Source organism: Mycobacterium gastri, from assembly GCF_002102175.1.
GTDB lineage: Bacteria > Actinomycetota > Actinomycetes > Mycobacteriales > Mycobacteriaceae > Mycobacterium > Mycobacterium gastri.
The window spans coordinates 21,420-42,462 of sequence record NZ_LQOX01000093.1 but is presented as its reverse complement, the minus strand read 5'-3'; the positions used below and the strand labels follow the sequence as shown (position 1 = coordinate 42,462).

The following is a 21,043-nucleotide window of genomic DNA, read 5'->3' as shown; positions in this document are numbered from 1 at the left end:
CACCGCGGGTGATCAAACGCAAAATGTCCAAATGGCACGTCAAACGCGCAGCTCACGCTCACTGGCCCCAACCCCAACGCCCACCAGACTTCGCGATCCACCCGCATTAACAACGGTATTGGGCCTAAAGCCGGCCTAAAGCCGAAGTTCCTAGCTGGCCATCGAAATCGCCTCCGGCGGAACCGTTTGAACATGACGCGGGTGGGTAGCTCACTGGGTGTCGCAACTGATACCGACGGAGGGAGGACCACCGGTGAGCATCGAAACAGGTCATGTGACCGGCACCCGCGACAAGACTTACAACCTGATCTGGTACACCGAGCAGTGCCTGGACAATGCACTGCGGCTCGAGACCTACATCGAGGATGCCGAGCGCGACGGCGACCGGGAGACGGCCGACCTGTTCCGCACGGCGCGGGCCGACAGCCGCAAGGGTGCAGAGCTAGCTAAACAGCTGCTTGCACAAAGACTCTGATTGTGGTGATTGTCGTGCGGTCCGGGTCGTGACGCGGAAACCGCGGTCGCGATGCGGGGCCGCGGATGTTGCGGCCTCGCCAGACCCTCACCGCCCCTTACCATGGGGTAGCTCCATCAACGATGCCGGTGCGACGCTGCGCCGGGGAACGGTTGGCGACGGTGTGGGATTTCGAAACAGAGCCGGAATACCAGGCGAAACTCGACTGGGTCGAGAAATTCATGGCCGACGAGGTCGAACCGCTCGATCTGATCGCACTCGACCCGTATGACAAAGCGAATCCCGAGACGATGGCGGTGCTGCGGCCGTTGCAGCAGCAGGTGAAGGACCAGGGGCTGTGGGCCGCACACCTGCGCCCCGAACTCGGCGGCCAAGGCTTCGGCCAGGTCAAGCTTGCGCTGCTCAACGAGATCCTCGGGCGCTCGCGGTGGGCGCCGTCGGTGTTCGGCTGCCAGGCGCCGGACTCTGGCAACGCCGAGATCCTCGCACTCTTCGGCACCGAGGAACAGAAGGCGCGCTACCTGCGGCCGCTGCTGGACGGCGAGATCACGTCGTGCTACTCGATGACCGAGCCGCAGGGCGGCTCGGATCCCGGCCTGTTCGTCACTGCCGCGACCCGCGACGGCTCAGGCGACTGGATCATCAACGGCGAGAAGTGGTTTTCCACCAACGCCAGGCACGCGTCGTTCTTCATCGTCATGGCCGTCACCAACCCCGAGGCCCATACCCACGAGAAGATGTCGCTGTTCATCGTTCCTGGCGAGACACCCGGCATCGAGATCGTGCGCAATGTCGGTGTGGGCTCGGAGTCTTCCCGGCATGCCAGTCACGGCTATGTCCGCTACCACGACGTGCGGGTGCCGGCAGATCATGTGCTGGGCGGCGAAGGCCAGGCGTTCATGATCGCGCAAACCCGACTCGGCGGCGGCCGGATCCACCACGCGATGCGCACAATTGCATTGGCGCGCAGGGCCTTCGACATGATGTGCGAGCGCGCGGTATCACGTAAGACCAGGCATGGGCGATTGGCCGACTTCCAGATGACCCAAGAGAAGATCGCCGACAGCTGGATCCAGATCGAGCAGTTCCGGCTGCTGGTGCTGCGAACGGCGTGGCTGATCGACAAGCACCACGACTACCAGAAGGTGCGCCGCGACATCGCGGCGGTGAAAGTCGCGATGCCCCAGGTGCTGCATGATGTGGCGCAGCGCGCCATGCACCTGCATGGCGCGCTGGGGGTCTCCGACGAGATGCCGTTCGTCAAGATGATGGTCGGCGCCGAATCACTGGGTATCGCCGATGGGGCCACCGAGCTGCACAAGATGACGGTGGCGCGGCGTACCCTGCGGGAATACGAGCCGGTGACAACGCCCTTCCCGTCGCAGCACATCCCGACCCGCCGAGCGGCCGCCGAGGCCCGGCTGGCCGAGCGCCTCGAGCACGCGGTCGCCGAGTACTGACCTGCGAGCGCTCAGGAGATGTAGCGAACGACGCTTTCGGCCACGCATGCGGGCTTGGGCGAACCCTCTATCTCGACTGTCGTCGACACCGTGGCCTGTACAGCGCCGTTACCGAGGTCTTCGACGCCGACCAACGAACTCTGCGCCCGGACCCTGGAGCCGACGGGCACCGGCGCTGGAAAGCGGACCTTGTTGAGGCCGTAATTGATTGCCAGTTTGATGCCTTTGACCGTGTACATCTCATGCTGCAGCCGCGGCAACAGTGACAGCGTCATGAAGCCGTGGGCGATCGTCTTGCCGAACGGGCCCTTGGCCGCTCGTTCCGGGTCCACGTGGATCCATTGGTGATCACCCGTGGCATCGGCAAACAGATTGACGTCTTCTTGAGTGATGGTCACCCAGTCGCTCTGCCCGATGGTCTCACCCGCGGCGGCGGCGAGGTCGGCAACTGACTCGAAGGTACGCATGAATGTCTCCTCTTGTCGGGGGTAAGCATAAATCGGGTGCGGCGGCTGCTGATTGCCGGACGCACCAAGTACCCCAGATCACCCACGGTGGCCGTGAAAACACCGCCTGCTCACACCACAAACAGCATCATTTCGCATGACCTAAAAAGATAGCCCGCGGTCGAGCGGCCGGTGCGCGGTCCCGCCGGACAAGACAAGACGCTCAATCGAGTTGGCAGCCGATCGTTAACTGGACGAACCGATTCCGGGCCGACGCCCAATTGTTAGCCAACCGCGATGTCCCGCGTCGGCGGCGACAGGCCCGTCGCGGCGGTCTGCTGTGTTTCACTCGCCCAAGACAGGTTCGACCGCGACATGCGGCAGACGAGAGTTGGGATGGGTTACAAGCCATGAGGTTCGTTGAAAAGCTGCGTGGCGCAGCGAAAACCATGCCCCGCCGGCTGGGTATCGCGGCCGTGGGGGCCGCCCTGTTATCCGGTGTGGCCGGCGCCGTCGGCGGCTCGGTGCCCGCCGCCGCGTTCTCCAGGCCGGGCCTGCCCGTCGAGTATCTGCAGATCCCGTCGCCGTCGATGGGCCGCAACATCAAGGTCCAATTCCAAGGCGGCGGAGCGCATTCCGTCTACCTGCTGGACGGGCTGCGCGCGCAGGACGACTACAGCGGTTGGGACATCAACACGCCCGCGTTCGAGGAGTTCTACCAGTCCGGCCTGTCGGTGGTCATGCCCGTCGGCGGCCAGTCCAGTTTCTACAGCGACTGGTACCAGCCTTCGCAGGGCAACGGTCAGAGTTACACCTATAAGTGGGAGACCTTCCTCACCAGGGAAATGCCCGCCTGGTTGCAGGCCAACAAGGGCATTTCGCCGCTCGGCAATGCGGCGGTGGGCCTTTCGATGTCGGGCGGTTCGGCGCTGATCATGGCCGCGTACTACCCGCAGCAATTTCCCTACGCGGCGTCGTTGTCGGGATTCCTCAACCCGTCCGAGGGCTGGTGGCCGACGCTGATCGGGCTGGCCATGAACGACTCCGGCGGTTACAACGCCAACAGCATGTGGGGCCCGTCCACTGACCCGGCGTGGAAGCGCAATGACCCGATGATTCAAATTCCGCGACTGGTCGCCAACAACACTCGTGTCTGGGTGTACTGCGGTAACGGCACCCCCAGCGACCTCGGCGGCGACAACATGCCGGCCAAGTTCCTCGAAGGCCTGACGCTGCGCACCAACCAAACCTTCCGGGACACCTACCTGGCCTCGGGCGGCCGCAACGGGGTGTTCAACTTCCCGACGAACGGAACGCATTCATGGCCTTACTGGAATCAGCAACTGGTCGCCATGAAGCCGGACATGCTGCAGGTGCTCAACGGCCCCACCGCCCCTGCCGCATGAGACCCGGCTAAGACACAAGCCAGCATCGGCAGCAGCGCACACGGCCAGCGCTGCTGCCGATGTTCTTGTACTCACCGGGTGCTCACTGGCTGCTCCGGGTCAGGATTCCTTCAACAACGCCCGCCGGTCGGAGTGGAAATACGTATAGCCGGTGGTGACCGCGCAGACGATCGTCGCCACCGCCAGCATCTGGGATCCGCTGACCACCAAGCTGATAACGCCTCCGGCCGCGGCGCCCAGGCTGAAGCTGGCGTACAGCAAAAAGTAGCCGAGCCAGTCGTCCACCTTCCCGCCGGCCAGGTGACGTTCGATGCCCTGACCCATCTTCACCAGGGTGCCCGTCACGTAACTCAACGGCACCGACACCTCCCCGTCCTTGACGAACGATGTGTTCAACGCGCCGATCCCAAACACCACGAACAGAATCGGGACGAAATCAAGCAGGGACTGTTCCCATCCACCGAGGAGAATGTCGAGCGCGGTGGCCGCCACCAGGCTGAAGGTGGCCAGCACGGTGGGGCCGTGCGGATGAGCGACCCAGAAATGGCGCCGACATATCGAGGCAACCACCACACCGGCCACAAAGCACACCATTAACAACGACGCAGTTATCGACAGCCACACATCGTCGCGGAAGACGCCCAGCACAGCGCGCTGCGCATTGCCGGTCATGAACGTCACGAAGTAGCCGGCGGAGTGGGTGAACGCCGTAGCCCCGAGCACCCCGGCCAGCCCCGCCAGCACCCAGGACAACCTCGCTTCGCTGTCGTAAGTCTCTTTTTGCACACGAGCATGCTTCCAGAGACTCCCGAGCTTCGCAGAAGCCAGCCGACGGCCCGGGATCGGAGACCCCGCCACGCAACCGCGGAAAAGCCGGCTCAGGCGGTCAGGCGGGCGATCGACCGCAGCGGAATCGGCAACCAACCGGGCCGATGCCGCGCCTCGTAGCCCACCTCGTAGACCGCCTTGTCCAGTTCGTAGGCGGCCAACAGTTGCGCCGAATCCCGTGGGTCGGTTCCCGATGCGGCCGCATAGCCCTCGCAGAACGCGGTGCGATTGCGCTCGACCCATTCCCGGGCACGGGCGGCCAGCTGTTTGTCGGTGGCCTGGTCCACCAGCGGCCCGTAGGCGGCGTACTCGAAGGAGCGCAAAACACCGGCCACGTCGCGCAGCGGCGAATCGGGTGCCCGGCGCTCATCGAGCGGCTGACCGGGCTCGCCTTCGAAATCGATCAACAGCCAGCTCTCCGGGGTCCGCAACACCTGCCCCAGGTGCAGGTCGCCGTGGATCCGCTGAACGGTGATGGTCTCGCCCGCGAGCTTCTGGATTCGCTCTTCGATCGTCGCCGCGTACCCCTCCAGCTCCCGAACCGCCGCCACGGTCGACGACAGCCGCGCCAGCACGGTGTCCACCGGGAACGGCGCCTGGGCCGTTCCCAGGCACTCGGCCAGGGTGGCGTGCACCGACGCGACTGCCTCGCCGAGCCGGTAGGACTCGCCGGCGAAGTCTCCGCCAACCTCGTGGGCATACAAGTCGCCCTCGGCGAACAGATCACGGACGCTGGCGGTGGCCATCGCCCACCCCTCGGCGGCGTTGGAGGCGAATGCCGTCACCATGCCCAGCGGACACGCCTGCGCACCGGCGGCCGAACTGCCGGCGTCCGGCCCGGCCATCTCGTAGGTTCCCAGCAACCGGGCTACGTGCGGGTTACCGGCACGGCCGAGCACCCGGTTCAATTCGATGTCGGGGTTGATGCCGCCGGAGACCCGGCGAAACACCTTGAAGATCGCGCGCCGATCGAAAATGACGCTGGTATTGCTTTGCTCGGCGTCGGAGACGTGCGGCGACGCATTCAACGGCAATTCGACGTCCGGTTCTTTGGCGAATGTCACTTCCACGCCGGAAGCAACGCGGACGGCGGACGAGTCGATCAACGACAGCAGAAACGGCGGCGAATCAGCGTCGTACAGGGCGTCGAAGCCGGTGCGGTCTTCTGCGGCGCCGATCGTTGCCACGGTGCTGTACTCGGACACCGGCGCGGCGTCCCAACCGACGATCACCTGGTAGCGCTCCGCCGAACCATCGGCGTAGTCGACGTCGACGAGCACCAGGTCGAGATCGTCCTTCAGCGCGACGACCACGCTGACCTCTGCGCGGCACAGCTCGCGGTTGCGTCCGGCGTACCACCGTTGCTGCGGCAGCCACGCAGACCAGGGCAGCTTGGCTGGCAGGCTCATGTACGCCGCTCCTGTTCGCGTCGCTTCGCATCGTCGCCGGCGTGGATCATGTGCGCCGCTCCTCCTCATCGCTACGTCCCCCGCAAGCGGGCGGTGCCCCCACTGCATCGTCGCCGGCGCGGATCATGCGTTCTCCTCGGTTCTGGACAACTGGAACCAGTAGAAGCCGTGACCCGGCAGGGTCAGCAGGTAGGGCAGGTGGCCGATACGGGGAAATTCCACATGCCCGGTGAGCTCGATCGGTATGTAGTTGTTCCATTGCTGCAGATTCAATTCGATGGGCTGCGGGAACCGCGAGAGGTTGTTCACACAGAGCACCACATCACCGTCTCTGCCGTCTCTGCCGTCTCTGCCATCTCTGCCGTCTCTGCCGTCACTACCCGGCGTTTCCCTGACGAAAGCCAGGACCGACGGGTTAGACCCGCCCAGTTCCTGGAAGGACCCGACGGCGAACGCCTGGTGGCGCCGCCGCACCGCAAGCATGGTCCGGGTCCAGTTCAGCAGTGACGGCGAGGTGTCGCGCTGCGCCTCGACGTTGACCGCCTGGTAGCCGTAAACCGGATCCTGGCTCGGTGGCAGGTAGAGCCGGCCGGGGTTGGCTGAGGAGAATCCGGCGTTACGGTCCGGTGTCCACTGCATCGGGGTCCGCACGCCGTCGCGGTCCCCCAGCCAGATCACGTCGCCCATGCCGATTTCGTCGCCGTAGTACAGCACCGGCGAGCCCGGCAACGAGAGCAGCAGCGCGTTGAACAACTGGATCTGGTTGCGGTCGTTATCCAGCAGCGGCGCCAGCCGGCGGCGGATGCCGACATTCGCCTTCATCCGCGGGTCTTTGGCGTACTCGGCATACATGTAGTCGCGCTCGTCGTCGGTGACCATCTCCAACGTCAACTCGTCATGGTTGCGCAGGAAGATCCCCCATTGCGCCATATCGGGTATCGGCGGCGTCTGCGCCAGGATCTCTGAAATCGGGAACCGCGACTCGCGGCGGACGGCCATGAAGATGCGCGGCATCAGCGGGAAGTGAAAGGCCATGTGGCATTCGTCGCCGCCGGTGGTGACGTCGCCGAAGTACTCGACGACGTCGGCCGGCCACTGGTTGGCCTCGGCCAGCAACACCCGGCCGGGAAATTCGTCGTCCACCACCTTGCGGACCCGCTTGAGGAAGGCGTGCGTCTCGGGCAGGTTTTCGCAGTTGGTGCCCTCGCGTTCGAAAAGGTAGGGGACCGCGTCCAGCCGGAACCCGTCGATGCCCAGGCCCAGCCAGAAGCGCATGACATCGATCATCGCCTCTTGAACGGCCGGGTTGTCGTAATTGAGGTCCGGCTGGTGGGAGAAGAAGCGGTGCCAATAAAACTGGCGCCGGACCGGGTCGAACGTCCAGTTCGACTCTTCGGTGTCGACGAAGATGATCCGCGCGTCGGTGTACTTCTGGCTGGTGTCACTCCACACGTAGTAGTCGCCGTACGGGCCGTCGGGGTCGCGGCGGGATTCCTGGAACCACGGGTGGGATTCCGAGGTGTGGTTCATCACCAGGTCGGTGATGACCCGGATTCCGCGGCGGTGGGCGGCATCGACCAGGGCGACAAAGTCGTCGACGGTGCCGAAGTCGGGCAGCACCTTGTAGAAGTCGCGGATGTCGTACCCGCCGTCACGCAGCGGTGAGTCATAGACCGGGGGCAGCCAGATGCAGTCGATGCCGAGCCACTGCAGGTAGTCCAGCCGGTCCACGAGTCCGCGCAGATCACCCGAGCCGTCAGCGCTGGAATCGTAGAAAGCCCGGACCAGTACCTCGTAGAAGACGGCGTGCTTGAACCAGGTCGGGTCGGCAGGAAGCGCGGCGGCACTGCCGAAATCCTTGGCATCGGGGTGCTCGACCACACCTCCTTCGACATGGCTGCCCTCGGTGGGATGGTGCGCAGGATCGTGCCGGGAGGCTTCTCTAGCGTCGTTCATCAACTCCACGATGCCACGGATACCCGAGGTGGAACTTCGGGAACCATGCGGGCAATCACTGCCGGCGCCAATCGAATTCACCGGCCGGCAGTGATCATCCCCGCGTAGCTCAAGCCGGCGGCCCCTCGGCCAGCGTCACGTTCTCGGTGCGCGCGACCCCTGATTTGGACAGCCAGCTGATCGAGACGACGTCGCCGGGATGATGCCCGTTGAGCACATCCGACAAGGCGGTAGCCGAACTGATCGCGACGCCGTCGACCGCGGTGACCACGTCGCCGTTGGAGATCCCGATCGACGCGGCGGGCGCGGTCCCCACCACTCGCTGCACCCTCGCGCCGTTGCCGTTGTTGTCGACGACACCCAGGCCGAGGAAGGCGGTCGGTCCGATGTGCACCGTGGGCGCCCCGCCTCCGGAGCGGATCTGGTTGGCGATCGCCATCGCCTGGCCGATCGGAATGGCAAAGCCCTGCCCGCCCTGGGACAGTTGGAAGTTGTCGGAAGCGGCCGTGTTGATGCCGACAACCTGCCCCTGGTTGTTGACGATCGGCCCGCCCGAGTCGCCGGGCCGGATCGCGGCGTCGACCTGGATCAGCCCGTTGAGCGTTTCTTCGGCACCGGTGAGCGCGTCCGAGGCCTGGACGGTCTGGTTGAGGGCGACCACCCGCCCGGGCACCGCACGCGGCGTACCGCCCTGCCCGCCGGTGTTGCCCAGCGCGACGACGGGCTCGCCGATCGACACCCCGCCACCGATCGTGGCGGTGGGCAAACCGCCCGCACCCCGCAGCTGCAGCACCGCGATGTCCTGGGTGCGGTCGTAGCCGACCACGTCGACGCCGTAGGTTTGGCCGTTACCGACGTCGAACGCGCTGATGTCGGTGGCGCCCGAAATCACGTGGTTGTTGGTCAGCACGACACCGTTGGGATCGATGACGATGCCGGTGCCGGCTCCCACCGCGTTGTTGTAGCCCAGCCTGGTGTTGATGTTGACGATCTGCGGCCCTACCTGGGCGACCAACGCCGACGGGTCCAGCGGCAGCGCCGGGTAATCGGCGAACCGGTCCAGCGCGAATGTGGACGGCGCCGCCAATGCGGGCGCCGGCGGTGTGGCCAGACCCAATCCGAGCACGGCCAATATGGCGACCAGCCATGACCACCCCACCGGGCGGTGGCGAACGTTGCTCATCCCGTAACCTCCTGCGTCGGGGGAAGAAGCTGAATTGTCCCAGCCTTAAGGTCCGGGCAGCACAACTTTGTCTACATCTACCGTAGTCCAAATACCCACCTGAGTAGTTCTCAAGACTTCGGACGGCCAAAATTGCGGAAATTCTCCGGAGTTTCGCCAAGGGTCCCTAGGCAGGCGCAATGCCATAACTCAGATGGTGACTGGTATCACCGACCATGTCGATCAGGGTCAGGTCGCGATAGGCAAAACGCCAGGTGCCCTCGACGCATTCGAAGCGGTCATGATAGCGGCCCGCAACAATGGCCTGCAGCGGAAAGTCCTCGGTCTGCTGCAGCACCGTGTAGTAACTGCGGCATTGCGCGGTTTTGGCGTGCCCGTCGATCTCGATGATCGGATTGGTGACCAGATGCTTGGTTCGGGGTGTCCCGTCGGGATACAAAACGATCAGCGACTTCCAGATCCTCAGCAGCCCTGCCGCATCGATGGTGTCGTGGCCGGCAGCGTCGATCCGGATGCGAGCGTGCGCGAACAGCGCGGCCGCCTCGTCCAGGTCGCCGGCGTCGATGCACTCCGCATAGCGATAGAGGAGATTGGCGATCTGCGTCTCCGCCGGCATGGGGTAACGGTAGCCCGGCGAGAGAGTTTCCGCGGCCATCGGCCCGAGCCGCGCGGCAGCCCGGCCTTAGGCTGAGCCAGTGGGCGAATTCGACCCGAAGGCCGCCTTCACGCAATCCCCGGTGGCGCGGCTGGCCACGATCACGCCCGCGGGCACGCCCCACCTGGTGCCGGTGGTTTTCGCGGTGGATCGGGACCTCATCTTCACCGCCGTCGACGCGAAGCCGAAAACCACCCAGCGGCTGCGGCGCCTCACCAATATCGAAAGCAATCCGCACGTCAGCCTGCTCGTCGATGATTACGACGACGACTGGACGCAGTTGTGGTGGGTCAGGGCCGACGGAGTCGCCGCAATCCATCACGACGGCGCGGCCATGCAGACCGGATACCGGCTGCTGCGCACGAAATACCCTCAGTACCAGTCGATTCCGTTGAACGGGCCGGTGGTCACCGTGTCGGTGCGGCATTGGTCCAGCTGGCACGGCTGACCCGGCCCGCCGATCACAAGACCCCCTGACGGATCCCCGCATCGGCCGGCCCCGGAGGTCGACGACGGCGCCGCGCCCCCGTCGCACCGCATGGGCCGGCCCTTGTGCTGGGCGGCGGTTGGGGGAAAAGTTGCTACTGCGTCCTGTGAGTGCGTCCTGTGGGTGCGTCCTGTGGGCTGGAACACACCGCTTACGGGAGTGGGCGGGCCCGGATTCCTAATACCCGGAAGAACTGGAGGAAAGTCATGGCCGACAGAGCGAGTGCCTCCCAGGGGGCGGGAGCCGCACCCACCGCGGATGGCCCGGACGCCGTTCGCAACGTGGTTCTGGTGGGGCCATCAGGCAGCGGCAAAACCACCCTGGTCGAGGCCCTGCTCGTCGCATCCGGAGTGCTGTCCCGGCCGGGATCGGTCACCGACGGCACCACGGTCTGCGACTACGACGACGCGGAGATCCGCCAGCAGCGCTCGGTCGGGCTCGGGGTGGCCTCGCTGTCGCACGACGGCATCAAGGTGAACCTCGTCGACACCCCTGGATACGCCGATTTCGTGGGTGAGCTGCGCGCCGGGTTGCGAGCCGCGGACTGCGCGCTGTTCGTGATCGCGGCGAACGAGGGCGTCGACCAACCCACCAAGTCGCTCTGGCAGGAATGCAGCCAGGTCGGCATGCCGCGCGCAGTGGTGATCACCAAGCTGGACCACGCCCGGGCGAACTATCAGGAGGCACTGGCCGCCGCCCAGGACGCGTTCGGCGACAAAGTCTTACCGCTGTACCTTCCCGCCGGACCCGCCGGTGAGGGCCTGATCGGATTGCTGTCACAAATCCACTACGAGTACTCCGGCGGCAAGCGCACCACGCGACCCCCGGACCCGTCGGACGCCGATCGTATCGAGGAAGCCCGCGGCAGCCTGATCGAAGGGATCATCGAGGAGTCCGAGGACGAGTCGTTGATGGAGCGCTACCTCGGCGGCGAGGACATCGACGAATCCATCCTGATCCAGGATCTGGAGAAGGCCGTCGCCCGGGGCTCGTTCTTCCCGGTGATCCCGGTGTGCAGCGGCACCGGCGTCGGCACCCTGGAACTGCTGGAGGTCGCCACCCGCGGCTTCCCGTCTCCGATGGAACACCCGCTACCGGAGGTGTTCACCCCGCAGGGCGCCGCACACGCCGGGTTGGCCTGCGACGTGAACGCGCCATTGCTCGCCGAGGTGGTGAAGACCACGTCCGACCCCTACGTCGGCCGGGTCAGCCTGGTGCGGGTGTTCTCCGGAACCATCAAGCCCGACGCCACGGTGCATGTGTCGGGCCATTTCTCGTCGTTTTTCGGCGATCAGAACGGTTCGGCGAACACCCATCCCGACCACGACGAAGACGAACGCATCGGACCGCTGTCGTTCCCGCTCGGCAAGCAGCAGCGCCCCGCGACGGCGGTGGTGGCCGGCGACATCTGTGCCATCGGCAGGCTGAGCCGCGCGGAAACCGGCGACACCCTGTCGGACAAGTCCGAGCCCTTGGTGCTCAAACCCTGGACGATGCCGGAACCCTTGTTGCCCATTGCCATTCAGGCGCACGCCAAGACCGACGAGGACAAATTGTCGGTCGGCTTGGGCCGTCTTGCCGCCGAAGACCCGACATTGCGGATCGAGCAGAACCAGGAAACCCACCAGATCGTGCTGTGGTGCATGGGCGAGGCCCATGCCGGCGTGGTGCTCGACGGGCTGGCCAATCGGTACGGCGTCACCGTGGACACCGTGGAGCTGCGGGTACCGCTGCGGGAAACGTTCGCCGGCAAGGCAAAAGCCCACGGCCGTCACGTCAAGCAATCCGGCGGGCACGGCCAGTACGGAGTGTGCGACATCGAGGTGGAGCCGCTGCCGGAGGGCTCCGGTTTCGAGTTCGTCGACAAGGTGGTCGGTGGCGCGGTGCCACGCCAATTCATCCCGAGTGTGGAGAAGGGCGTCCGGGCGCAGATGGAAAAGGGGGTACTCGCCGGTTACCCGGTGGTGGACTTGCGGGTCACCCTGCTCGACGGTAAAGCCCACAGCGTCGACTCTTCCGACTTCGCCTTCCAGATGGCCGGTGGACTGGCGTTGCGGGATGCGGCCGCTGCGACCAAGGTGATCCTGCTGGAGCCGATCGACGAGATCTCGGTGTTAGTGCCCGACGATTTCGTAGGCGCGGTGATGGGTGATCTGTCCGGGCGCCGCGGCCGCGTGTTGGGTACCGAGACCGCTGCCAACGAACGTACGGTGGTCAAAGCCGAAGTGCCTCAGGTCGAGTTGACCCGCTATGCCATCGACTTGCGCTCGCTCGCCCACGGCGCCGCATCGTTCACCCGCACGTTCGCCCGATACGAACCGATGCCGGAATCCGCTGCGGCCCGGGTGAAGTCAACCGCGTAGCGCCAGCCTCATGTCGACGGTTGGCGGACTACCGGCCCACATATTGCTCAACCATCTGGTCGTCGTGCTGGGTCCGTTGACGGCGATCCTGGCGATCATCTGCGCGCTGTCGCCGGCCGCCCGCCAACGACTGGTCTGGCTGACTCTAGTCCTGGCCGTCATCACGCTCATCGTGACCCCGTTGACCGCGGACTCGGGCGAGTGGTTGGCCGGCAAGCTCGGCCAGTCGCCGGCGATCGACAGCCACGCGAACCTCGGCCAAACCCTGTCCTACTTCGCGGCCGCGCTGGCGGCGGCGGTGGTCGCGCTGGCGGTCGTTCACCTTCACCGGGCGCGGGGACGCGCGGTCAAACCCGTCGTGCACCTGCTGGTCACGCTGCTGGTGGTGACTGCCGCCGCGGCCACCCTGGTCCAGACATACCGGGTGGGCGACTCCGGCGCGCGAGCGGCGTGGGGTTCGGTCGCGTAACCGTCTTACCCGGACCCGCCGAACCGGGTGGCCACCGCGCGACGGTCGAGCGAACCTTTCGCGGTGTGCGGCAGCTCGCTCGCCAGCTCGAAGCTGGCAGGAATCTCGAAGGCCGCCAAGCGTTCCCGGCAGAACTCGGTGAGTTCTTCGGGAGTCGGCGCGGGTTGCCGAGGCACGATGACGGCCGCGACGGCTTCGCCGTAGAGCGGGTGGGCAACGCCGAAGACGGCTGGTTCCAACACGTTGGGATGGGTGGCCAGCACTTGCTCGACACGTTCCGGCGAAATCTTCTCGCCGCCCCGGTTGATCAGCTCTTTGATCCGGCCACGGATGCTCAGGTCACCGTCGTCCGACAATGTCCCCAGATCGCCGGTGCGCAGCCAACCGTCGGTGAAGTTGGCTTCGGTGATCTTCGGGTCGCCGAGGTAGCCACGCACCACGGTGGGGCCGCGCAGCCAGACCTCGCCGACCTCGCCGGGGCCGACGGGCACTGCGCCGGACCCGACGATCCGGATCTCGGGCCCGGTCGACTTGCCCACCAGACCGGTTGACACCGCCGGGTTTTCATCGTCGTCGGGGCTTGTGGTGGCCACCTGGTGGGTGGCCTCGGTCATCCCGAAAGCACACACCGCCGGCGCGCTGAACTCTGCGTGCAGCGCCTGCGCCGTCTCCGGGGTGAGTGGGGCGCTGCAGCTGCGGATGAAACGCAGGGCGGCTTTGGTGCCGGACGGTTCAGTCTTGGCACGCTCCAACAGGATCTGGTGAATGGTCGGCACCGCCGTGTACCAGGTGGCCCGCACGGCGTCGATGTCGTCCCAGAAGGTGTGGGCCGAGAACTTGCCGCGGGCCGGCAGCAACACCGCGCCCCCGGATGCCAGGGTCGACAGCAACGCGGCGATCAAGCCGTGACCGTGGTATAGCGGCATCACCGCGACCGTCGCATCCTGCGGACCCAGCCGATACGCGGCGATGATCGCCCGGATCGAACTGGCGATGTTTCCGTGTGTCCAGGGGACCATTTTCGGCAGTCCCGTCGTCCCGCCGGTGAACATGATCATGGCGTCGTCAGGCCGCAGCCCCTGGGGCGCCGACGTGACCGGCTTCGGTTCCCCGGCAGCCTCCAAACGGACCGACAGCGCGCCGTCATCGCGGCCCACGCTCACCGCCACCGGCCACCACCTGATCGCCGGATCGTCCGCGTTGTCCGGGCCGCTGCCGTCCACCAGCACCACGCGCGCTCCGGAAGCCTCGGCACGGGCGCGCTGGTCGCTGACGGGCAACGCCGGATCCAACGGGACCACAACAAGATCGGCTCGCGACGCGGCCAACAGCGCGACGACGAATTCGGCGTTGCTGCCTGAGCGCAGCGCCACCCGGTCGCCCGGCAAGAGACCGGCCCTGGTCAGCTGCCCGGCCAGGTCGTCGGCCAACCGGAGCACGTCACGGTAGCTGATTGCGACGCGGTCGGCGGTCACGACGAGCGCGACGGCCTCCGGCCGGCGGGTTGCCGCCACCATCACCAGATCGACAATTCGCGGATTCGACGATTCGGTGGAACCTTCGGCCGCGAACTGTTGCGCCACCGCCTTGGTGATCGATGACATCGCACGCTCCTCTCGGGTGTTGCCGGTGCCGGATCGGCTCCTGATGGCCACCCTGCCGGTGACAACGCTGCTTGTCCAATACCGATCCGCTACCGCTCGATAGCCGGAACCTATTGAATGCACTCCGGAAGCCGCTGGCGGCCAGGGTCGATAGACAACGTAAATCACTGAATAGCGACCCGGTCTTGGACACCGCCCCGGCCCTGGAACAAAGTGATGACCGAGACATCCGCGGCCCGGAGCACTCCGGTCCCCCCTCCACACACACAGAGACACGGACACGAGGAGTCGCCACCATGAGCACGCAATCGGCATCTCCCGGCGCAGCGGCGGCTGGACCGGCCAGGGATCGCCTGACCGACGGCTTTCACCTCATGGTGGATGCCCTCAAGGCCAATGACGTCGACACCATCTACGGGATCGTCGGCATCCCGATCACCGACCTCGCCCGCACCGCCCAGGCCGCTGGTATCCGTTACATCGGCTTCCGTCATGAGGGTTCGGCCGGCAACGCGGCCGCGGCCGCCGGTTTCCTCACGGCGCGTCCCGGCATCTGCCTGACGACGTCTGGCCCCGGCTTTCTCAACGGCCTGCCCGCGCTGGCCAACGCAACCGCAAACTGCTTCCCGATGATCCAGATCTCGGGTTCGGGCCGGCGGTCCATCGTGGACCTGCAGCGCGGCGACTACCAGGAGATCGACCAGCTCGATGCCGCCCGGCCATTTGCCAAGGCGGCCTACCGGATCAACCGGGTCCAGGACATCGGGCTCGGGGTCGCGCGCGCCATTCGCACCGCAATTTCGGGCCGGCCGGGCGGTGTCTACCTCGACATCCCCGGCGAGGTGCTCGGTCAGGCCCTGGAGGTCTCCGTTGCCGTCGACAGCATCTGGCGGCTGGTCGACCCGGCACCGCGACAACTTCCCGCGGCCGAGGCGGTCGACCGCGCCCTGCAGATACTCGCCGCGGCCCGGCGGCCGCTGATCGTGCTCGGCAAAGGCGCGGCATACGCCCGGGCCGACAACGTGATTCGCGAGTTCGTCGAGACCACCGGAATTCCGTTCCTGCCCATGTCGATGGCCAAGGGGCTACTGCCGGACTCGCATCCGCAGTCCGCCGGCGCGGCCCGCTCGCTGGCCATCGCGCGTGCCGACACCGTCGTGCTGGTCGGTGCCCGGCTGAATTGGCTTCTGGGCCATGGCGAGTCGCCGCAGTGGGCAGCCGACGCCAAGTTCATCCAGGTCGATATCGCGGCCTCGGAGTTCGACAGCAACCGGCCGGTGGTGGCACCGCTGACCGGTGACATCGGCTCGGTGATGTCGGCGCTGCTGGACGGCCTGGCCGGATGTCCCGTCGCGGCGCCGGCGGCATGGACCGGCGAGCTGTCGGATCGCAAGGCGCGCAACGAGGCCAAGATGCGCGAACGGTTGGCCGAGGACCCGCACCCAATGCGGTTCTACAACGCGCTCGGCGCTATTCGCGCGGTGCTGCAACGCAATCCCGATGTGTATGTGGTCAACGAAGGCGCCAACGCGCTGGACCTGGCTCGCAACGTCATCGACATGCAGTTGCCGCGACACCGGCTCGACACCGGTACCTGGGGGGTGATGGGAATCGGCCTGGGCTATTCAATCGCGGCCGCGGTGGAGACCGGGCGACCGGTGATCGCGATCGAAGGTGACAGCGCATTCGGCTTTTCCGGCATGGAAATCGAGACCATCTGCCGGTATCGACTTCCGGTGACCGTGGTCATCCTCAACAACGGCGGCGTCTACCGCGGTGACGAGGCGTCGGCGTCCGGCACCGATCCGGCGCCTACCGTGCTGAACGCTCGCGCGCGTCACGAGCTGATCGCAGAGGCGTTCAGCGGCAAGGGATATCACGTCACCACCCCGTCGGAGCTGACCGCGGCACTGACCGAGGCGCTGGCGTCGGGGGGACCGTCGGTCATCGACTGCGAGCTCAGCCCGGCCGCGGGTGTGGAGAGCGGACACCTGGCGAGCCTGAACCCCACCAGCGCGGCCACCGCCCCGCCGGCACCGGTCAGCGCCGGCGGCTGATTCCCGACATTCGCGCTTCGAAGAACTCGCCCAGATCCAACTCCTGCGCACATGCCACGAGCGCGCGGGCGACGGGCGATCCCGGGCCGGCGGAGTTGGTGGCCAAACCGATCTGAGCCTTGCGAATGGGATCGACCAACGGGACGGGACGAATCTCGCCGCCGGTCGGCGTTGTCCATAGCCAGGTGTGCGGAACGATGGACGCCCAGTTGCCGGTGGCCACCTGAGCGATGAGCGAAGCGACGGAGTCGGTCTCGACCTGGGGGGTAACCGTGATGGAGTGTTCGGCGAAGGCGGCGTCGATGATCTGGCGGTCCCGCATGTCCGGCGAGAGCAGCGCCAGCGGCAGTTGCGCGGCGTCGGGCCAGCGCAGCGTCGACGCTCCCGGGGGCACCATGTCGGGCGGCACGAGCAGCACATAGCGCTCCTCGTAGAGCGGCACCACATCGACGTCGCGGCTGTCCTCCGTTGTCGGATGCACGATGATCGCGTCGAGTTCGAAGTCACGCAGCCGGCGGTACAGCTCGGTTGAGGCCAGCCGGGAGCAGATCTGAGCCTTGACCAACGGGTGCGCCGAACAGAAACCCGACAGCACCAGCGACGCCGTCGTCGACGCGGACGGGACGGTGCCCAGCCGCAGCGTCCCGGTGACACCGGAGCGCACCGCGTCCACCTCGGCCTTGAACGCGTCGTGCTCGGCCAGAATCCGCTTGGCCCACACCACCAACCGCTCCCCCTCGGGAGTAAGGCCCTCGAAGCTATGGCCGCGGTTGATCAGGGTGACGTTGAGTTCGCGTTCGAGCTTGGCGATCGCCGACGACAGCGCGGGTTGTGAGACGTAGCACTTCTCGGCCGCCCGGGCGAAGTGCCGCTCCTGGGCGACCGCCACGAAATACTCCAGCTGACGAAAGAGCACTTACACCTCCTCGGCCGTGGAGCACGATTTCGCTGAGGCTAACGTGTCGTCGGCCGGTCAGCCAGTCTGATCAGGCCGTGGGCCGGCCGCCGCAGCGGGTGCCAGCCGCGCCTCGGCTCAGGGAAGACTGACTACGAACCGCTACCATGACGACCGGAGCAAAGCCGGACCGCCAGTCTGAGATGTTTGCTGCAGCACGTAGCGGGTACACAGCCACTAGAATGCGGTTGTGTTGATTGCACCGTCCCGAAGGGTAACCGTAATGCGCCACGCAGTTCGTTATCTGTCCGTTATGGTTGCAATCACGACGATGGCGCTGACCGGGTCGGGCGCTGTGGCGAGCGCCGCGGTGCCCCTGCCGCAGCCCGTGCCCGGAGTCGCCGCGGTGTTGCCCGCCAATGGCGCAGTGGTGGGCGTGGCACACCCGGTCGTGGTGACGTTCACCGCTCCGGTCATCGATCGACGCGCCGCCGAACGGACCATTCGAGTCACCTCCCCCAGCAACATGACCGGACATTTCGAGTGGGTCGACAGCTTTGTCGTGCAGTGGATTCCAGACCACTACTGGCCGGCCCATAGCCACATTTCGGTGGGTGTGCAGGAGCTGACGGACGGCTTCGAAACCGGCGACGAGCTGCTCGGGGTGGCCAGCATCTCCGCGCACACGTTCACCGTCAGCCGAAACGGAGAGGTCCTGCGCACCATGCCGGCGTCGATGGGCAAGCCCAGCCGTCCGACACCGACCGGCAACTTCAGCGCGCTGTCGAAAGAGCGCACTGTGGTAATGGATTCACGCACCATCGGCATTCCGCTGAACTCTTCCGACGGCTATCTGATCACCGCCTCCTACGCGGTTCGGGTCACCTGGAGCGGCGTGTACGTGCACTCGGCGCCGTGGTCGGTCAACTCACAGGGCTACGCCAACGTCAGCCATGGCTGCATCAACCTCAGTCCGGACAACGCCGCCTGGTACTTCAACACCGTCAACGTCGGCGATCCGATCGAAGTGGTCGCCTAAGACGGTGCTGATCTAGTCACCGCGCTGAGCGGAGTCCCGGGTAAGGCAATCACATCTTTCACATGGGCCCCAGGCTGAGCCCGGTGCGCGTCGACTCGTGAAAATGCCCGCCTCACTTGGAAATTCATGGTGAGCACGAATGCTGCTGGTGAACAATGTTCTCTTGCGCAGCCTTGGATGCCTGGCTCTGTTTTCAGCGTTTTCGGCGCGCCGATACCGCACCTTCGCTCAAACCTCTCGTGATGGCAGGCGTTTGGGGGATGTCTCACGTGCTCACCGAATCGGCTGTCATGCCGCCGTATCGAGTGTGCGGTGACGGCTTTGACTGTGCATGTAGGGCGGGAACATTCACGATCGGCCCGCCCTGAGCGCACACTCGGCGCCATCCGCGCACACTCGGCACCGTCAGCCGCCGACCCAACCGCACCAGCCCACGGTCGGGGTCGACAGTGCCGCGTGTCGTGATCCCGATCAGCCCAGGCCGGCCTCGACGACCTTGACGACGACCAGCACGACCGCCACCACCAGATAGCCGCGCAGGGTGAACAGGCCCGCACGACGGGCCGGTGACATGGTCGGGCGGGTGATGGTGGCCAGATCGGGGGTACGCCAGTTCGCCCGGTCCTGCCGGCGAACAGCACGCCGCTCGGCGCGGGTCAGCAGCGAGGTGTCGTCGAGTTCGTCGACGTCTTGCGGATCCAGGCCGCCACCGAATGCCCGCGAAATCGTCTCCGCTTTGCGGCGATCGCCCTTGCGCCGGCCGGCGATCAGCACGGCGATGCCGCCGATGATGCCGGTCACCGCTCCGGCCGCGAGCCCGGTCACCAGGGTGGTGGTGGACAGGTGCGGGAAGAACGTCGCCGTCGTCAACGCGAGCGACAGCAACACCAGGCACCACACCGTCGACCAGGCAACGATGTTCTGCCGCAACGTGTTTGTCCATGGCCCTAGAACCGCGCGGTCATTGCACAACAGGACCAGGAAGACGGTCGCCGAGGGCAACAGGATGCCGGCGAGCGCCTGCACGCCCTGGGTCACCAGGCCCAGGACCTGATCAGGACTGAACGCAATCGCGGCCGACACCGCAAGGAGGACGGCGTAGCCGCCGTAGAACAGCGGCGCTTCACTGACTTTCCAGTGCAGCGAGTGCCGCTTGCCCATCGCGTCACCGACGGCATAGGTGGTGGCCAGGCCGATCGCGTTCGCCCCGATCAATGACGCGTCGAGCAGGATGATCGCGAACAGCATGCCCACCGTGCCGCTGAAGTGGTTGGCCAGCCCCGTTGCCACTGCACCCGCGTCGGTGAAGTGCCCGGCGTCGGCGGTGCCGGACAATCCGAACGCGGTCACCGCCATCAGCGCTGTCGCACCGGCCATCACGACGACGATGCCGAGTACCAAATCGGCTCGCGCATAAGGAATCCACTGTGTGGTGATGCGCTTGTCCACCACGTTGGACTGCTGGAAGAACAACTGCCATGGCGCGACGGTGGTGCCTACGATCGCGACGATCAGCAACAGCACGGTGGCGTCGAGTCCGCCCGGGAACTGTGGGCGCAGTCCGTCGACGGTCCCGGTAAGGGTCGGGTGCACCAGCAGAGCCATTGGAATGATCACCACGTTCACCGCGATCAGAAGGAACATCATCGCTTCCCAGCGGCGGAACGACCCGCCGGCCACCACGGCGAACAACAGCACCGCAGCGGCCGGAACGGCAATGACCTTGGGACAACCCAGGAACCCGAGTGCCATTGATACGCCGATGAATTCGGTGACGATCGTCAGCGCGTTGAGAATCAGCAGGTCGCCGACGCTGAATGCGCCCCAGAATTTGCCGAAGCGTTCGAATATCAACCGCGCGTGCCCAACCCGCGCGACGGCACCGAGTCGCAGCACCATCTCCTGGTTTACATACAGCACCGGGATCAGCAACGTCAGCGTCCACAACAGCTTCATCCCGTAGTCCTGACCGGCCTGCGCGTACGTCGCGACACCGCCGGCGTCGTTGTCGCCAACCATCACGATCAGGCCGGGGCCACTGATGATCATCAAGGTCCGCAGACGCGCCCAGCGTCCGCGGCTTGCGCCGTCGCCATCGCCATCGCGGGAAATCCGTCCGAAAGCACCGACGATGTCACCGCAATGTGCCATATCCGCCACCACAGGGTCGGGCACGACGGGAGTGGGCGGGGTTTGGCCGGGCGCGCGTCCGGGTGGCCCACCGTGGCGCCGGGTGGTGATCGAAGTCATCGGATTACTCGCTATCTGAGTGAGGTTGGCCGGGCGGGCGGGCCGATTCAGCGGGCGGGTG

17 protein-coding genes and 1 pseudogene are annotated in these 21,043 nt (G+C 66.0%); 8 read left to right on the top strand and 10 right to left on the bottom strand.

The window, feature by feature from the left end:
- Nucleotides 1-253 precede the first annotated feature (253 nt).
- Both AWC07_RS09540 and AWC07_RS09535 read left to right on the top strand, forming a co-directional pair.
- Nucleotides 254-475 carry a hypothetical protein gene (locus AWC07_RS09540; protein ID WP_036412019.1) on the top strand — a complete coding sequence of 74 codons (222 nt, stop codon included), beginning with the start codon at nt 254-256 and terminating at the stop codon, nt 473-475.
- Between the two features lie 161 nt (nt 476-636).
- The gene (locus tag AWC07_RS09535; protein ID WP_036412041.1) at nt 637-1,935 is read left to right on the top strand and encodes an acyl-CoA dehydrogenase family protein; all 1,299 of its coding nucleotides are present in this window, start codon (nt 637-639) and stop codon (nt 1,933-1,935) included.
- 11 nt (nt 1,936-1,946) lie between these two features.
- Here the strand turns inward: AWC07_RS09535 and AWC07_RS09530 are convergent, their stop codons facing one another.
- On the bottom strand, nt 1,947-2,402 hold the full coding sequence (locus tag AWC07_RS09530) for a MaoC family dehydratase (RefSeq protein ID WP_036412022.1): 456 nt from the start codon (nt 2,400-2,402) through the stop codon (nt 1,947-1,949).
- Nucleotides 2,403-2,791: 389 nt separating this feature from the next.
- On the opposite strand from AWC07_RS09530, the gene ag85C reads away from it, so the two are divergent.
- A complete protein-coding gene (gene ag85C / locus AWC07_RS09525) occupies nt 2,792-3,787 on the top strand; it encodes a diacylglycerol acyltransferase/mycolyltransferase Ag85C (RefSeq protein ID WP_036412025.1) in 996 nt (331 codons plus the stop codon).
- A gap of 99 nt (nt 3,788-3,886) precedes the next feature.
- Here ag85C and AWC07_RS09520 read toward each other — a convergent pair whose 3' ends face one another.
- The 6 genes and pseudogenes from AWC07_RS09520 to AWC07_RS09500 form a co-directional block, all read right to left on the bottom strand.
- The gene (locus AWC07_RS09520) at nt 3,887-4,573 is read right to left on the bottom strand and encodes a YoaK family protein (RefSeq protein WP_036412026.1); all 687 of its coding nucleotides are present in this window, start codon (nt 4,571-4,573) and stop codon (nt 3,887-3,889) included.
- A gap of 92 nt (nt 4,574-4,665) precedes the next feature.
- Nucleotides 4,666-6,024, bottom strand: a complete 1,359-nt coding sequence (locus AWC07_RS09515) for a maltokinase N-terminal cap-like domain-containing protein (RefSeq protein WP_036412028.1) — start codon at nt 6,022-6,024, stop codon at nt 4,666-4,668.
- Between the two features lie 46 nt (nt 6,025-6,070).
- Nucleotides 6,071-6,145 (bottom strand): annotated as a pseudogene (locus AWC07_RS28605) (16S rRNA (guanine(966)-N(2))-methyltransferase RsmD); the annotation flags it as partial.
- A 2-nt stretch (nt 6,146-6,147) separates the two neighbouring features.
- A complete protein-coding gene (gene treS, locus AWC07_RS09510; RefSeq protein WP_036412031.1) occupies nt 6,148-7,980 on the bottom strand; it encodes a maltose alpha-D-glucosyltransferase in 1,833 nt (610 codons plus the stop codon).
- A gap of 109 nt (nt 7,981-8,089) precedes the next feature.
- Entirely contained in the window at nt 8,090-9,163 is a 1,074-nt protein-coding gene (locus AWC07_RS09505) for a S1C family serine protease (RefSeq protein ID WP_036412032.1), read from the bottom strand.
- Between the two features lie 166 nt (nt 9,164-9,329).
- Nucleotides 9,330-9,779 carry a nuclear transport factor 2 family protein gene (locus AWC07_RS09500; protein ID WP_036412034.1) on the bottom strand — a complete coding sequence of 150 codons (450 nt, stop codon included), beginning with the start codon at nt 9,777-9,779 and terminating at the stop codon, nt 9,330-9,332.
- Nucleotides 9,780-9,858: 79 nt separating this feature from the next.
- On the opposite strand from AWC07_RS09500, the gene AWC07_RS09495 reads away from it, so the two are divergent.
- The 3 genes from AWC07_RS09495 to AWC07_RS09485 all read left to right on the top strand — a co-directional run bounded on the left by AWC07_RS09495 (nt 9,859) and on the right by AWC07_RS09485 (nt 13,137).
- Nucleotides 9,859-10,266 carry a TIGR03668 family PPOX class F420-dependent oxidoreductase gene (locus tag AWC07_RS09495; RefSeq protein ID WP_036412037.1) on the top strand — a complete coding sequence of 136 codons (408 nt, stop codon included), beginning with the start codon at nt 9,859-9,861 and terminating at the stop codon, nt 10,264-10,266.
- Between the two features lie 245 nt (nt 10,267-10,511).
- Nucleotides 10,512-12,668 (top strand): elongation factor G-like protein EF-G2, encoded by a 2,157-nt coding sequence (locus tag AWC07_RS09490; protein ID WP_085105044.1) that lies wholly within the window; start codon nt 10,512-10,514, stop codon nt 12,666-12,668.
- A 10-nt stretch (nt 12,669-12,678) separates the two neighbouring features.
- Nucleotides 12,679-13,137 carry a DUF2231 domain-containing protein gene (locus tag AWC07_RS09485; RefSeq protein WP_036412711.1) on the top strand — a complete coding sequence of 153 codons (459 nt, stop codon included), beginning with the start codon at nt 12,679-12,681 and terminating at the stop codon, nt 13,135-13,137.
- A gap of 5 nt (nt 13,138-13,142) precedes the next feature.
- Here the strand turns inward: AWC07_RS09485 and AWC07_RS09480 are convergent, their stop codons facing one another.
- Nucleotides 13,143-14,741 (bottom strand): FadD7 family fatty acid--CoA ligase, encoded by a 1,599-nt coding sequence (locus AWC07_RS09480; RefSeq protein ID WP_051507962.1) that lies wholly within the window; start codon nt 14,739-14,741, stop codon nt 13,143-13,145.
- A 296-nt stretch (nt 14,742-15,037) separates the two neighbouring features.
- Between AWC07_RS09480 and oxc the strand changes: the two genes are divergently transcribed.
- A complete protein-coding gene (gene oxc, locus AWC07_RS09475; protein WP_036412709.1) occupies nt 15,038-16,798 on the top strand; it encodes an oxalyl-CoA decarboxylase in 1,761 nt (586 codons plus the stop codon).
- On the opposite strand, the gene AWC07_RS09470 is transcribed toward oxc, so the two are convergent.
- Nucleotides 16,782-17,714 carry a LysR family transcriptional regulator gene (locus AWC07_RS09470; RefSeq protein WP_036412707.1) on the bottom strand — a complete coding sequence of 311 codons (933 nt, stop codon included), beginning with the start codon at nt 17,712-17,714 and terminating at the stop codon, nt 16,782-16,784. The two genes, oxc and AWC07_RS09470, sit on opposite strands and share 17 nt — an antisense overlap.
- Before the next feature lie 262 nt (nt 17,715-17,976).
- On the opposite strand from AWC07_RS09470, the gene AWC07_RS09465 reads away from it, so the two are divergent.
- Nucleotides 17,977-18,732, top strand: a complete 756-nt coding sequence (locus tag AWC07_RS09465; protein WP_036412701.1) for a L,D-transpeptidase — start codon at nt 17,977-17,979, stop codon at nt 18,730-18,732.
- A 471-nt stretch (nt 18,733-19,203) separates the two neighbouring features.
- On the opposite strand, the gene AWC07_RS09460 is transcribed toward AWC07_RS09465, so the two are convergent.
- Nucleotides 19,204-20,982 (bottom strand): NRAMP family divalent metal transporter, encoded by a 1,779-nt coding sequence (locus tag AWC07_RS09460; protein WP_084293637.1) that lies wholly within the window; start codon nt 20,980-20,982, stop codon nt 19,204-19,206.
- Between the last annotated feature and the right edge of the window lie 61 nt (nt 20,983-21,043).